Here is a 13,886-nt window from a genome sequence, read left to right on the forward strand (position 1 = left end):
ACTTATATTTATATCCTCATATGTTATATTAATAATAGGTTAAAGTGTATGAAATAAAAAGAAAAAGACTTGCTTTTTCATGCCAAAACGCACATAACTTAAATAGTAGCAAGTAAACAAAAAAAATTGATCTTGCACTAAAGAGAGCCAAATTGGCGTATGTTTTTATAGTGAGGTATGTATGAAGTTCAGTGAGGAAAAGAGAGAAGCTTTTAATAAGTTATTTTATGAATTATTAGAGAACTCGTTTAAGAATATTAATGAAAAAGATGAAAAAGGGGAAACAGTATTGCACCATGCAGTAGAAATCTCTGATTACAAAACAGTAAGGTTATTAATAAAAAAAGGAGCAGAGGTAAATGCAAGAGACAAAAAGGGTTATACACCACTGCACTGCGCAGTATTTGCGAGAAGTTTAGAAAATGTAAAAGTACTGCTAAGGGAAGGAGCAGAAGTAAATGCCACTCAATATGTCAGTGGATGTACGCCACTGCACTCTGCATGCAAAATAGGAGGAGCAGGAGTTGAAATAATAAAAGAGCTAGTAAAGGGAGGAGCTGCAGTTAATCAACTGAATAAGTACGGTGCAACACCAATGTATTACATATGGGAAAGTGAAAAGTATCGTCTATGTGATAGCAAAGAGAGTGAAAAGGCTAGTAAATTTCTGAGAAAACAAGGAGGAATAACAAAAAGTAGAAAAGTGACATGCTATGAAATAGAGAGTTTAGTGGAAGAAATAGCATATATGTTAGATAGAAGCTATTTACCGGAGTTAAAAATAATAGAGATAGAAGAAATAAGGAAGAGAGATAAGGATCTAATAAAGGAAGAGTGTAAAAATTTAGCAAGCAAGATAATGTGCAAAGTGAACGAAATGATAGATGAAGTGGTGGAGGCAAACTTAAGCAAGATGTGGTGAGAAGGGAGCTCAAAAAAAAGAGTTTGGTTGAGGGGAATATTAAATTTCAAAGAGAAAGTGAGGTATGTTATGTCAAGGAAAGAAGCAAGGAATGTTTTTGATAAGTTATTGAAAGAATTATCAGAAAACAGGTTTCAACAAATAAATGAAAAAGACGCAGCAGGTTGTACGATATTGCACCGAGCAGCACAAGTGTCAGAGCCAGAAGTAATAAAGTTATTAATAGAAAAAGGTGCAGGTACAAACGATAGAAACAATAGAGGCGAGACACCGTTGCACCTAGCAGCGTTTTTAGGAAGAAGAAAAAATGTGAAAGTGCTGATAGAAGGAGGAGCTAGAGTAAATGCAAAATCAAACAATAAAGCAGTACCACTACACTTAGCCTGTTTAGCAAGAAGAATAGGAACAATAGAAGAGCTGATAAATGCAGGAGGAGATCTTGATACAGTAGATAAATTTGGATGTAGCCCACTAAACTATGCAAAAATTTACCCGAAAGTGACAAGTTATCTAGAAAAGAAGGGAGTGAATATGAGAGATGTAGAAGTGATGTATGGAGAAGCAAACAAGGCAATAGAGGAGGTAATGGAGAAACGAAACGTAAATGAATTACAACTAGAGGAGGTAGATTTAACAGATTAAGCATATAGATTTATATCTTAACATAATATGCGAAAAAAATGTGTATATTTTGTAAAAAAAAACTTGCTTTTTATGCCAAAACAGCCCTAAGTGAAAAAGTAGCTGGTAAACAAACAAGAATTACCAAGCGCTAAAGTGAGCCAAATTGGAGCCACTTTACATTGTATTAATAGCTGAGGAACGTCATGGCAAAATTTAGTAAGAAAGAAAGAGAAGAATTTAATAAGTCTTGGAAAGAGGTATTAGATAACTCAATAGAAGATATTAATAAAAAAGACACAAAAGGGAGGACGATGTTGCATTACGCGGTGGGAATGCCAGATCCAAAAAAAGTGAGGTTATTAATCAAAAAAGGAGCAAATGTAAATGTGGCAGATGCGGGACAATATAGACCACTGCACTTAGCAGTAATGGGACAACGTGTAGAAAATACAAAGGAGCTGATAAAGGCAGGAGCCGATGTAAACGCAGTGGAACGAAGTAGCAAATTTGCTCCGTTGCACCTTGCATGCATGGTAAGTGAAATAAAAATAGTAGAAGAACTAGTAAAAGCCGGAGCGAATATAGAGCAAAAGGATAAATTTGGCAAAACAGCAATGTATTATGCGAGAAATAATAAAGAGATAATAGAAGTGTTAGAGAACGTAAAAATGGCAAATAAACAGAGGGAGTTTATAGAAAGAACAAGGGAAAGTACGGCAGCAGGTGTAAAAGAAGAGCTTGTGGATGAGAAAGTGCTATAGCGTTTAAAAATTCAGGTGATATATGGAAAAAAAAGTAGAAAAAGAGGTAAAATGTTTAGAGAAAAAAGCGTTGGAAGAGCTGAGGAAAATATGGAAGAAGGTATTTGAGGAAGAGGCACCTAGACATACAAAGAAGTATCTGATACCAAGATTAGCTTATAGAATGCAGGAAAAAGTATATGGAGAAATGTCAAGAAAAGGAGCAAAAAGACTAGAGTATCTGGCAGATCGGCTAGAGAAGGGAAAAAGGATAAGTAGCGATAAACTGCCAGTAGCGGGAACGGAGCTGATACTAGAAAGAGGTGAGGAAACGCACGCGGTAATGGTAACAAATACAGGTTTGATCTACCGAGAAGAGTTTTATACGTCACTATCAGCAGTAGCCGGAAAAATAATGGGAATGAGTTATAACGGACCGTTGTTGTTCGGAATGCGTGATAAAAAGGGAAGTTGAGGAGAAAAAAATGTGTAAAGAAGTGAGATGCGCAATATATACGAGAAAATCAAATGAAGATGGGCTAGAACAAAAGTTTAATAGTCTTGATGCACAGCGAGTAGCATGTGAGAAGTATATAAAAAGCCGAGAAGGTTGGATAGCATTGGCCAAAAGGTACGATGATGGAGGGTTTTCAGGAAGCAATTTAAATAGACCAGCGATAAAAGAATTGTTTGAAGACGTAAAAGCAGGAGAAGTGGACTGTGTGGTAGTATATACGCTAGATAGGCTATCAAGAGAAACAAAGGACTGCATAGAAGTAACGTCATTTTTTAGAAGGCACCGGATAAGTTTTGTAGCAGTGACGCAAATATTTGATAACAACACACCAATGGGAAAATTTGTACAAACGGTATTATCAGGAGCAGCACAACTAGAAAGAGAGATGATAGTAGAGAGAGTAAAAAATAAAATAGCAACATCAAAGGAGCAGGGATTGTGGATGGGTGGAACTTTGCCGCTAGGGTATGATGTGAAAGATAAAGAATTAATAATAAATGAGAAAGAAGCAAAGACAGTGAAGCATATATTTGAAAGATATTTGGAACTGAGATCAATGGCAGAATTGGCAAGAGAGTTAAACAGAGAAGGATACCGAACGAAATCAGATATCTTTAAAAAGGCAACAGTCAGGAGGATAATAACAAATCCTATATATATGGGAAAAACAAGACATTACGAGAAACAATATGAAGGAAAACATGAAGCAATAATAGAAGAAGAAAAATGGAAAAAAGCGCAAGAATTGATAAAGAATCAGCCATATAGAAAAGCAAAATATGAAGAAGCATTGCTAAAGGGAATAATAAAGTGCAAGAGCTGTAATGCAAATATGACACTAACGTATGCGAAAAAAGAGAATAAAAGGTATAGATATTACGTATGCAACAATCATTTAGTTGGAAAAAGCTGTGCGTCAAAGAGTCGGAATATAGTAGCAGGAGAAGTAGAAAAAGAAGTAATGAAGAGAGCAGAGCACCTATACAAAAATTGGCAAGAAAAAGCGGAAGAATGGAAAAATTTAAATTTCGGAGAACAGAAAGAAGCAGTGAAGAAATTAATAAAGGGAGTAACGGTAAAAGAAGATGGAATAGTAGTAAGTTCTGAATCAGGAGAGATATTTATAGCAATGAATTTAAAGAAGAAAGGAAACAAATGCACAGTAGTAGAGCCAGAAGGGAAAACAAATAATGCGCTACTCAAAGCTGTGGTGAGAGCCCATCTGTGGAAACGGCAACTAGAAGAAGGAAAATATAGAAGTGTGAAAGAGCTGAGCGTTAAAATTAATATAGGTACAAGACGTATACAACAAATTTTAAGGTTAAATTACCTAGCTCCAAAGATTAAAGAAGACATAGTAAATGGGAGGCAGCCAAGTAGTTTGAGGCTAGCTGATTTAAGGGAAATACCGATGCTGTGGAGTGAGCAAATGGAAAAATTTTACAAATTAGCGTCTTAAATTACGCACATTAAATACAGCAAATTTTAATAGAGATTATGAAAACGTCAAAACTGACATTAGTATGTGATATATATGAGTTAACAAATAAAGATGGAAAGAATATTCAAAAGCTAGTAAGAGAAATAGAGGAAGGGAAAGGTATTGCTAGAAAGTTCAGAAATGGAATATTCAAAAAGTCCAGCTATAACGCAAGCACGATTCTTTTAACGAAAATAATTTACAAGTATCAGGGCAGAGAGGAGACATTGTCACTACTACATTATGCTATAAGTCATAAAAATAATCAAGCTGTAAAAGATCTTTTAGAAGAAGCCAAAAAACAAAAACTATTAAAGGAAGTTCTGAATGAAGAAATGACCACAAAACATTCATATGGTCGGGAAGAAACTCATACAATACTTACAGATGCTATATCACGTAGAGACAATGACATTATGAGAGTAGTGTTAAAAATCTCTGAGGAAAATGGTATTTTGAAAGATATTCTAAAAAAGAGAATAATTATAAAACATTCAAATGGCAAGGAAACAACTTACACCCCATTCACCTATGCTGAAGCGTGTGAAAATAGTGAAGCTGTAGAAGAAATCTTAAAATTCTCCGGAGAACTTGTTAATAGGAGAGCAACCCAGCAGCCCACTGTTGTAACAGCCAAAACTACTACAGCTAGAAGTGAAAAAGTGCTTCAAGATACTATCGGTAATATCGAGACACCGGCTGACGCATATGAAAATAGTAATAAAAGTAGTCTTGAAGAATCTATAGAACATAAACCATGCGAAAACAGTAATGAAATAGCTACAGAGGACAAAGATATCGCTGCCTCAATAGAAAAGCTTGATAATACTGGAATATGCGAAAAAAATGAAACTGCTGTAACAGAAACTGACATAAAAGAGCCAAATGCTTCCAACAGCCTTTCTTCTGCTGCATGTTTTGATAATGGGTCTAGCAAAGAAAATACTGCAGACAAAAAAGAAAAACCATCAATGCAACAAAGACGAGCAATCTTGGCTGGTGTTCTCGGTGCGGTGTTATTGGTAAATTGTGCTGCATTGTATATTATGAAAATGTTTGTAGTAGCAGTGGTTGTGGGAATTATTGGATTAGCTTGTATAGGTTTTGCGCTGTATAATATCATAAATCCCAACACCAAGCTCGAGAAAATAGAAAGTGTCGAGCAACCTGTTCAGCCTTCTTTGAATCTAACATAAAAGACTATGTCCAAAAAACCACAAGTATCAAGTAATTTTTTTAATAGGATAATTTATTTAAAAAACCCCTTAAGCTATTAACTTAACATCTGTCCTTACTATGTACAACGGCTTACTGTTTCTTCGAAACTTGGGGCTCTTCTTATTTCTTCACGCACTACCCAAGAACTCTTTTTTGTTTGGCCATTAGATTGACTCATAGCCTCAGAACGCATCAATTTTCCAGACCTTTCAAAATATCCCTGTTCAATAGCATCGCAGACCCGATACCCACCAAATGAGCAATTCTTACCTAATTCTTCTTTACAATTTTTGAACTTTTCTAATATTTCCTCTTTATTACTCACTTCTACTATTATTTTATCTTTATCTTTCTTGTCAGGGTACAAATTAACTTCTAATTCTCCTAAACTAGTATAGAAAGTTAATACTATATCGCTACCATCTGCAAGATCAGTGTAATCTCTTATACCATTTGCCGTTATAATTTCTACCTCGCTTTTACCGATCTTGATTATGTCTCTTCCGTATTTTATTTCTCCTTGAGTTAACCCTAGATCCCTTGCTCCATCTGTGATTTTTGCAACATCTATTGTGCTTTCCTCTGAGTATTCTAAGTAAAAGGTAGAATTATCCATTTTTGCATTTTTTACTCTACCAGTAGCTGCACTTTTAACGATTTCCATAAACTCCAAAGTATTATTGACATATTTTGCATAAGCTTCTTTCATATTAGTTTTGTGGCCTTCAAATTTCTCCAGTTCGTCAATTACACACATACTACTTATGTTATATAACAACGCTCCTTCTGATACCAATTTACATACTATACCACTAGCAACTTCTATATCGCTTGCAATCTGAGAACTCTTTTTTAAGTCACTAATTTTTTTTATTACATAATCTGTAAAACTATATTTACTTTCATACGCATTGTTATATATACTCCCTTGGTGAGGAAAGTTAAACCTTACTCCAGACTTTATGGCTTCGTTTACTACTTGTTCTAGCTTCTTCATGTTTTGAACTTTACCTACTTCATGGAAAAACCATTTCAATTTCTCTCGCTGGTTTAGTATTAAATTATCCCACAGAGTTCCAGATTTGAGTAAATATTCTTTTCCATCTAATTCTTCATGGTCTATCGCCCCTGCTTTCAACAGTAAGTTTTCTGCTTCTTTAAAAGAAGTGCCATTACTACAAAGAGTATCTCTGATGGGTTCAAAAAATAGTGATTTTCCTTCATAATCATGAAGGTTTAAAATCCTCTTTAAATTTTTATTATCCTTGTGTTTATTCAAAAATTCTTCTAATTCAGTAGGATTGCACAAAGCAGAGCGTAATTCTTTTATCAAACTCTTTTGCTTATCGGTCAAAAAGTACTTTTCAACGGAGTAGTTGTGATTACCAATTGCAATGTCCAGTGGGGTTCTTTTTCTATCGTCCTCCATATCATGGCTAGCTCCAGCCTCCAGGAGTAATTTTATAAATTCTTCTACCAACGGATCATTGATACTTGACAACACATGCAATACTGTCAACTTAGATTCTCCTCTTTTAAGATCAAGAATATTTTTTAGATCTTCATTACTTTTGCTCTCTCGTAAAAAATTTTCAAGTCTCGTAATATGATCATTATAATTTTCATTATGACAACATAAAAAGCCTCCAAAAATACTTAACAATTCTCCACTCAACTTCTTTTGAACTGGTGGTAAATTAGATGCATCAGCAAACCATTTATGCATTAAATTACCAAGTATATCTTTTCCAACAACATCAATAAAAGAGCAATCTCTACGAAACAGAAATGAATATTTTAGCAATTCATATTTATCATTCATGTGCTCTTTATTTTGTTGTGTTACTCCCACTTTTTTTGAGCTATCATTTTTGATTAACTCAACTAAGTACTTTAAAGTTTCAAAATCTCTCTTTCCCAATAAAGGATCAGCTTTTTCCTCAAGTAGAGCTTTTACTATTTTTACACAGCCATTTTGAACAGCAAGGTGTAATGGAGTAAGCTCTTTTTCATCCACTACATTAACATTTGCTTTACCTGCTATTAGAGCATTTACTACATCTATATGGCCATATTGAGTAGCCCCATGTAATGGAGTATACCCATATTCATCCGCTGTGTTAACGTCTGCCTTTCCAAGTATGAGGATTCCTACTATTTCTATATAGCCATTTTGAGCAGCCTCGTGTAATGGAGTATATCCGTACTTATTCGCTGTATTAACACTTGCTTTTCCTGCTATGAGGACTTTTACTATTTCTATATAGCCATTTCGAGCAGCCCAGTATAACGGAGTATACTTGTATGTTTTATCCATTGCATCAACATTTGCCTTGCTTGCCATGAGAATATTTACTACGTCTATATGGCCATGCATGACAGCCACATGTAATGGAGTATATCCATATTCATCCGCTATATTAACATTTGCTCCTCCTGCTATGAGAGCGCTTACTCTACCTATATCGTTATTTTTAACAGCCAAAAATAGCTCTTTTGACATATCTCCCCCCTAGTTTGTAAAGACATTATGCATAACATGTAGTACAAATAAAAACTAACGCAAGCATAATTTTTCTAACTTTGGTATTTTTTAGAGATTTGTGCTCTCTTTCCTTCTATACTCATTTTAACTTCATAAACTTCACTGACATTGATCTCTAAGCCTGCTATGTTTCTCTTCTTAATTAGCTATGCCTGCCAGATTAAAGACATTGTGAACTTCCACCTATTTTAGTACCACTATCATCAGAATGCAAAGAGTTCAGTGACTGGCTACGCGATATTGGCGGTACTTCACTTAAACTGCTGCTTGGACCTGGCTGATCATTATTGCTACCGCCAGGACTTGACAGGTTTGACGACATACTACGCGACACTGGTGGCACGTTTGAATCATTGGTAGCTTGAGCATTTGGTTTTTGTTGCTGATCAAATTGGGCATTAAAAGCCTGAGCCCCTTGCTGCTTTGCTCCTTGATTCTTAGCTTTATTACTTTTAAATTTTTTGAAGAACTGAAATAACTTGTTGGAAGATGCTGTAGATACTTCTGGCTCTGAAGAAGACTTTCTCTTTAAAGTACATCTACGTAGCATAGTTACCTGTCCTTTATTCCATCTACAATCAAAATTTGAAAGCATACTTAATGCTTCTGTGCCAAAATCACCAATTTTACCCCCTTCCAAATGAAGAGAAGTAAGATTTGGAAGCCCACCACTCTTTAATGTTTCACTTAAATCTTCTACACTGGAATCACCAATTTTACCCCCTTCCAAATGAAGAGAAGTAAGATTTGGAAACTTACCATTCTTTAATGCTTTACTTAAATCTCTTACACCTTTAGCACTAATTCCATTCCCTTCCAAATGAAGAGAAGTAAGCTCTGGAAACTTACCATTCTTTAATACTTTACTTAAAGCTTCTATACCGGAATCACCAATCATACTCCTTTTAAAATGAAGAGAAGTAAGACCTGGAAAATTGACGTTAGCTAAAGCTTTTGCACCTTCATAACTGATTATATTCCCTTCAAAATGAAGAGAAGTAAGATCTGGAAGATCGGTGCAAACTAAACTTTTTGCACACCCAGGATTAATATTTGAACTCACTAGAGAAAGTTTTTTAATGTATTTATTACTTCGCACAAAGCTTATCAAGCTCTCTACGTCCACCGCAGTATTTCTTATTATTAAAGAATCACCTTTAACGTATTGATTAAAATCCATTTTACTCTCCATATTAATGCTACTATGTAACGTATAGACATTACATAATAAATATACTCATACTAACGCTATCATAAGACAGCCAAACTATAAGTCAACCATTTTTTTTAAAATATTTTCAATAAAAATGTAAGCCGATTAGCACCACAAAAGTTTTAATTATTTACTCCTTCCAAAACCGCAAAAAGATCGTATATTTGTGAGAACAATTTAAATAAAAGCGGTGTTGTGAAAACAAAAACATAAAATTGTTGCAACAAAGCTAAACAAATTGGTTCGCATATAAATTTAGTTAAAGTGGGCTAATATAGCAGGTTTTGCGATATAGTAAAATTGTTATATAGAAAAGTTCGCACGTATCGTTTGGTAGACCAACCCATCCCAAAACAAAAAGTTCTCACGGGTAGCGGTTTTGGGTGCTGGAAGTGGTTATGTTATTTAAATAATTAATGATATATGCTGCTAAATTAACAGCAATTTATCCAGGAATGGAAAGAAAATTTGAGGCAAATTCATAGTAAAAATAGATCTTTTTTTCTGTCAATGCAGAAATTCCTTTAATGGTTTATGTGTAATTTTTGTAGTCCTAATCTTTGGAATAAATAATTATCTTGTTCAGGTACTGGATTTTGAGCTGTAAGTAGCTTTTCACCGTAAAAAATCGAATTGGCACCAGCAAGAAAACATAATGCTTGTAGTTCATCCGACATTTTCTCCCGCCCAGCTGACAAACGGATATAGGACTTTGGCATCATAATTCTGGCTATTGCAATAGTACGAACAAAATCAAATGGATCAACATCGGCCACATTTTCGAGAGGAGTTCCAGGAATTTTTATCAGCATATTAATTGGTACTGATTCTGGAGGCTCATCCAAATTGGCAAGGAGAACTAGCATCTTTATTCGATCTTCATTAGTTTCACCCATGCCAAGAATTCCGCCACAACAAACCTTAATTCCAGATGCACGTACGTGTTCTAATGTTTTTAAGCGATCTTGAAAAGTACGTGTAGTTATGATCTTATCATAGTATTCTTCAGATGTGTCAATATTATGGTTGTAAAAGTCCAATCCAGCTTCTTTTAGCATATTAGCTTGATGATCTTTTAATAACCCAAGAGTCACACACGTTTCAAGACCCAATTTCTTTACTTCTCTAATCATTTCACAAACAATTTTTAGATCTTGATCACGTGGACCACGCCAAGCTGCACCCATACAGAAACGAGTACTTCCAGCCCTTTTTGCACATTTTGCTGCTTCAATTACTTCGGCAATTTCTAACAAAGGCTTTTTCTGCAAACCAGTGTTATAATGTGCTGACTGAGGACAGTAAGAACAATTTTCTGGACAGCTACCTGTTTTAATACTTAAAAGTGTACTAATTTGCACTTCACTAGGATTAAACTGCTTTCTATGTTCTGTTTGTGCTGTATAAATTAGCTCAGGAAATGGAAGATTAAAGATTTGGTCTGCCTTGGCAAAAGTCCATTCTTCTGTCATGATCTAAGCTCCTTCTTAAATAAGTAGATTGTGTACAAACTATATGATGAGTATTGTAATATATTACAAAATAAAGGAAAGTATCGAGAGTTACCAGAAGCTATATTAGATTCAAGCAAAAATTTTATCGACTTCTCCACTAACGATTACCTTGGCTTCAATCAGTCAGGAATGTTATTTGAGGCAGCAAGATCTGCAGGAATAAAATTTGGAGTAGGATCCACTGGTTCTCGGTTGCTTTCAGGTAATAAAAAAATATTTGAAGACCTTGAGAAGAGGATTGCCCAAGACAAAGGAACTGAGTCAGCTCTTATCTTCAATTCAGGTTTTCAGGCCAATATAACGGTTCTTGCAAGCTTATTAGATCAATCAGTGTTGGGTAATAAACCTATTGTCTTTTTCGATAAATTAAATCATGCAAGCTTATATCAAGCTATATTTTTAAGCAATGCTGAACTTGTACGATATCAACACAATGATGTAAATCACTTAAGTAATTCACTCACAAGATTCAAAAATGACTTAAGACCAAAGTTCATTGTTACTGAAACAATCTTTGGTATGGACGGAGATATTGCGCCAATAGAGAAAATTTTTGCTCTTAGCAAAGAACATGAAGCTTTTCTATATTTAGATGAAGCACATGCAACAGGTATTATTGGTCATAATGGATATGGCTTAGCCACCAGCATTAATTTTCAGGAAATTCCACATTTAGTTTTAGGCACTTTTAGTAAAGCCTTAGGGTGTTTTGGTGCGTATGTTGCTTGTTCTAGTGTTATAAAGAATTACCTAATCAATAAATGTCCAGGGTTTATTTATTCAACCTCTCTTTCTCCAATGATAATTGGTGCAGCAGCAAAAGCTTGGGATTTAGTGCAACATCTTGCTGATCAACGCCAGGCTTTATTTTTTAAGGCTGTAAATTTAAGAAATAAATTGCAAAATCTTGGATTTAATACAGGTGATTCAGTCACGCACATTATACCAATCATTCTAGGTGATGAGGATATTGTAATGAGTGCAAAAGAAAAGCTTTTGAAACAAGGGTTAGTTGTTTCTGCGATACGCCCACCTACTGTTCCTCCTGGAACATCAAGATTACGCATTGCACTCAATGTAAATCATACTGAAAGTAACCTGGACCATTTAGTGCATGTCCTTCAGCAAATATGAACTACTGCTTTGTATTTTGTCACGGTTGGGGATTTGATTATAAGTTTTTTCAACCTCTCATAAATGAATATTTCTCTCAAGTTCCCTACCATTGTTTGGATCTTGGTTATTTTGGAGAAGAAAATCTCGACTTGCCAGAAGATAGTACATTTATTGGTGTCGGACATTCCCTTGGACTGATAAAGCTAGCTTCCTTAAATGTAAAGTTTAATGCACTTATCGGCATACAAGCTTTTGTCAATTTTTTAGGGTTTGATTTACGATTACACAAAAAACGCGAGTTAGAGTTAAAAGCAATGATACAGCACTTTCAAATGGATCCAGTAGATACCCTGATATCCTTCCATAAAAGGTGCGGTGTAAACTACAACTCTTTTAATTGTTTGAATAAAGCAAAACTAATGCAAGATTTAGAGCTATTAACCACGTCACACCAGTTACCACATACACCACTATTAATATTAGGTGCAATGAATGATACAATTGTGTCACAAGAACTTATCTATGATAATTTCAATAAAGATGTTAAAGTTGCTATGCATAGCAGAGGTTACCATAGTTTAGGGTTATGTGAGCATCATTTTGTGTACGAGCAAATTATAAGTTTTTGTAATGGAATTACAAAAGAGATACATACAGAACAATTTTAGCAGAGCAAGCTCGTCTTATGATAATGTAGCTTTTGTTCAAAAAGAATGTGCTGCAAAACTTGCCAATCTATTAAAAAGTTGTTTTCCTGAATTTTATCCGCGATCTATTTTAGATGTGGGTACAGGTACAGGCTATATTCCAGAAATTTTGTTTAGTTTTTTTTCACAAAGCAAATTTACTTTAAATGATATTTCGTCTAATATGCTGGCAAAAGCAAAAGAAAAATTAGTAAGGTATAAGGAAGTCGAATTCATCTTAGGTGATATGGAAACACTAGACTTTGGTCTTCATAACCTTATCATTTCAAATCTATCACTTCAATGGGTGAGCAATTTAAAAAAGATGATAAAGAAGTCATACAACAATTCAGATGTATTTGTTTTTTCATGTTTACTGGATGGTACATTTAATGAATGGTCTAGAATCTTTATAAAATCCTTATTACCTCCACCAACTCATAAGTATCCATCTCAACAAGAATTAGAAAGCTATCTACTTCACCTGAAGCCAAAAAGGTATTTTTTCGACTCGCAAGAATTTACATTGTGTTTTCCAAGTGCAAGTGAATTTATCAGATATCTTAAAAATTTGGGAGCAAATTTAAGTAGTCAAACAATTCCTCTGTCTGATCTAAGGAAAGTAGTTCAAACCTATACAAACAAGATTAATGTTACCTATAAAGTATTTTTTGGAGTTTTAAGTAGATGCAGATCTTTGTAACAGGAACAGATACTGATGTTGGCAAGACTATTATAAGCAGTTGGCTCTGCCTACACACTGGGTATTCGTATTTCAAACCCATCCAAACTGGAAGTATTCTAGGTACAGACAGTCATCAAGTAAGTAATTTGACTAATGCCAACATTTATAAAGAAAATTTTGTTTATAAAGAACCTCTATCTCCTCACTTGGCAGTGTCACTGGAGATTAATATTGATAAGATTAGCTTGCCCAAAACACGTAGCTTAATCGTAGAAGGTGCTGGAGGAGTTTTAGTTCCAATCAATAAAACCATGCTAATGGTCAATTTAATTAAAAAACTCGCCATTCCAACAATTTTAGTTGCAAGGTCTACACTTGGCACAATTAATCACACATTGCTAAGTCTAGAAGCATTACGTGCTAGAAATATTCCTATTTTAGGAGTGATCTTAAACGGACTACCTAGTCAAGATAATCTTGAAGCAATAGAATTTTATGGTAGAGTACAAGTATTAGCATCAGTACCTAAACTACAGCAGATCAATAGAGAGCATCTAATGCAAACACCACTTTCAAATCGATTAAAAGCTATTTTTGGACGATGAATTTAAACGAGCGTGATAGAA

The 13,886-nt window shown here is 34.7% G+C and carries 13 protein-coding genes; 10 read left to right on the plus strand and 3 right to left on the minus strand.

Translation table 11 applies throughout. The features are described 5' to 3' along the window. The first annotated feature begins 181 nt into the window (after positions 1-181). The 6 genes from NBW39_RS05140 (at position 182) to NBW39_RS05165 (ending at position 5,479) form a co-directional block, all read left to right on the plus strand. Positions 182-922 carry an ankyrin repeat domain-containing protein gene (locus tag NBW39_RS05140; RefSeq protein ID WP_250294736.1) on the plus strand — a complete coding sequence of 247 codons (741 nt, stop codon included), beginning with the start codon at positions 182-184 and terminating at the stop codon, positions 920-922. Between the two features lie 69 nt (positions 923-991). Further along, complete coding sequence (locus tag NBW39_RS05145; RefSeq protein WP_250294737.1) at positions 992-1,564, plus strand: ankyrin repeat domain-containing protein; 573 nt, start codon at positions 992-994, stop codon at positions 1,562-1,564. Positions 1,565-1,749: 185 nt separating this feature from the next. Continuing rightward, a complete protein-coding gene (locus tag NBW39_RS05150) occupies positions 1,750-2,307 on the plus strand; it encodes an ankyrin repeat domain-containing protein (RefSeq protein WP_250294738.1) in 558 nt (185 codons plus the stop codon). 22 nt (positions 2,308-2,329) lie between these two features. Beyond that, positions 2,330-2,761, plus strand: a complete 432-nt coding sequence (locus NBW39_RS05155; RefSeq protein ID WP_250294739.1) for a DUF2924 domain-containing protein — start codon at positions 2,330-2,332, stop codon at positions 2,759-2,761. A 10-nt stretch (positions 2,762-2,771) separates the two neighbouring features. Further along, complete coding sequence (locus tag NBW39_RS05160; RefSeq protein WP_250294740.1) at positions 2,772-4,262, plus strand: recombinase family protein; 1,491 nt, start codon at positions 2,772-2,774, stop codon at positions 4,260-4,262. A 38-nt stretch (positions 4,263-4,300) separates the two neighbouring features. Next, positions 4,301-5,479 carry a WD_0033/WD_0034 family tandem repeat-containing protein gene (locus NBW39_RS05165; protein WP_250294741.1) on the plus strand — a complete coding sequence of 393 codons (1,179 nt, stop codon included), beginning with the start codon at positions 4,301-4,303 and terminating at the stop codon, positions 5,477-5,479. A gap of 98 nt (positions 5,480-5,577) precedes the next feature. On the opposite strand, the gene NBW39_RS05170 is transcribed toward NBW39_RS05165, so the two are convergent. From NBW39_RS05170 to bioB, 3 genes are all read right to left on the minus strand, one after another. After that, positions 5,578-8,004 (minus strand): ankyrin repeat domain-containing protein, encoded by a 2,427-nt coding sequence (locus NBW39_RS05170; RefSeq protein WP_250294742.1) that lies wholly within the window; start codon positions 8,002-8,004, stop codon positions 5,578-5,580. A gap of 202 nt (positions 8,005-8,206) precedes the next feature. Then, a complete protein-coding gene (locus NBW39_RS05175) occupies positions 8,207-9,226 on the minus strand; it encodes a leucine-rich repeat domain-containing protein (protein ID WP_250294743.1) in 1,020 nt (339 codons plus the stop codon). A gap of 557 nt (positions 9,227-9,783) precedes the next feature. After that, the gene (gene bioB, locus NBW39_RS05180) at positions 9,784-10,734 is read right to left on the minus strand and encodes a biotin synthase BioB (protein ID WP_370273772.1); all 951 of its coding nucleotides are present in this window, start codon (positions 10,732-10,734) and stop codon (positions 9,784-9,786) included. A 27-nt stretch (positions 10,735-10,761) separates the two neighbouring features. Here bioB and NBW39_RS05185 point away from each other — a divergent pair, with 27 nt between their 5' ends. The 4 genes from NBW39_RS05185 to bioD all read left to right on the plus strand — a co-directional run bounded on the left by NBW39_RS05185 (position 10,762) and on the right by bioD (position 13,865). After that, complete coding sequence (locus NBW39_RS05185) at positions 10,762-11,907, plus strand: aminotransferase class I/II-fold pyridoxal phosphate-dependent enzyme (protein ID WP_250294745.1); 1,146 nt, start codon at positions 10,762-10,764, stop codon at positions 11,905-11,907. A gap of 95 nt (positions 11,908-12,002) precedes the next feature. After that, complete coding sequence (locus tag NBW39_RS05190) at positions 12,003-12,557, plus strand: hypothetical protein (protein WP_250294746.1); 555 nt, start codon at positions 12,003-12,005, stop codon at positions 12,555-12,557. After that, positions 12,520-13,278: a methyltransferase domain-containing protein gene (locus NBW39_RS05195; protein WP_250294747.1), complete on the plus strand. Its 759-nt coding sequence runs from the start codon at positions 12,520-12,522 to the stop codon at positions 13,276-13,278. Before NBW39_RS05190 ends, NBW39_RS05195 begins: the two co-directional genes overlap by 38 nt. Beyond that, positions 13,263-13,865, plus strand: a complete 603-nt coding sequence (gene bioD / locus NBW39_RS05200) for a dethiobiotin synthase (RefSeq protein WP_250294748.1) — start codon at positions 13,263-13,265, stop codon at positions 13,863-13,865. The genes NBW39_RS05195 and bioD overlap by 16 nt, the downstream gene beginning before the upstream one ends. The last annotated feature ends 21 nt before the right edge of the window (positions 13,866-13,886 follow it).

Source organism: Wolbachia endosymbiont of Oedothorax gibbosus (assembly GCF_936270435.1).
GTDB lineage: Bacteria > Pseudomonadota > Alphaproteobacteria > Rickettsiales > Anaplasmataceae > Wolbachia.

Excerpts from the sequence above, each read along its gene's own strand:
- NBW39_RS05155 (WP_250294739.1), top strand. The coding sequence starts at position 2,330 with ATGGAAAAAAAAGTAGAAAAAGAGGTAAAATGTTTAGAGAAAAAAGCG.
- NBW39_RS05165 (WP_250294741.1), top strand. The coding sequence starts at position 4,301 with ATGAAAACGTCAAAACTGACATTAGTATGTGATATATATGAGTTAACA.
- NBW39_RS05150 (WP_250294738.1), top strand. The coding sequence starts at position 1,750 with ATGGCAAAATTTAGTAAGAAAGAAAGAGAAGAATTTAATAAGTCTTGG.
- NBW39_RS05170 (WP_250294742.1), bottom strand. The coding sequence starts at position 8,004 with ATGTCAAAAGAGCTATTTTTGGCTGTTAAAAATAACGATATAGGTAGA.
- bioD (WP_250294748.1), top strand. The coding sequence starts at position 13,263 with ATGCAGATCTTTGTAACAGGAACAGATACTGATGTTGGCAAGACTATT.
- NBW39_RS05160 (WP_250294740.1), top strand. The coding sequence starts at position 2,772 with ATGTGTAAAGAAGTGAGATGCGCAATATATACGAGAAAATCAAATGAA.
- NBW39_RS05145 (WP_250294737.1), top strand. The coding sequence starts at position 992 with ATGTCAAGGAAAGAAGCAAGGAATGTTTTTGATAAGTTATTGAAAGAA.
- NBW39_RS05140 (WP_250294736.1), top strand. The coding sequence starts at position 182 with ATGAAGTTCAGTGAGGAAAAGAGAGAAGCTTTTAATAAGTTATTTTAT.
- NBW39_RS05175 (WP_250294743.1), bottom strand. The coding sequence starts at position 9,226 with ATGGATTTTAATCAATACGTTAAAGGTGATTCTTTAATAATAAGAAAT.
- NBW39_RS05195 (WP_250294747.1), top strand. The coding sequence starts at position 12,520 with ATGGAATTACAAAAGAGATACATACAGAACAATTTTAGCAGAGCAAGC.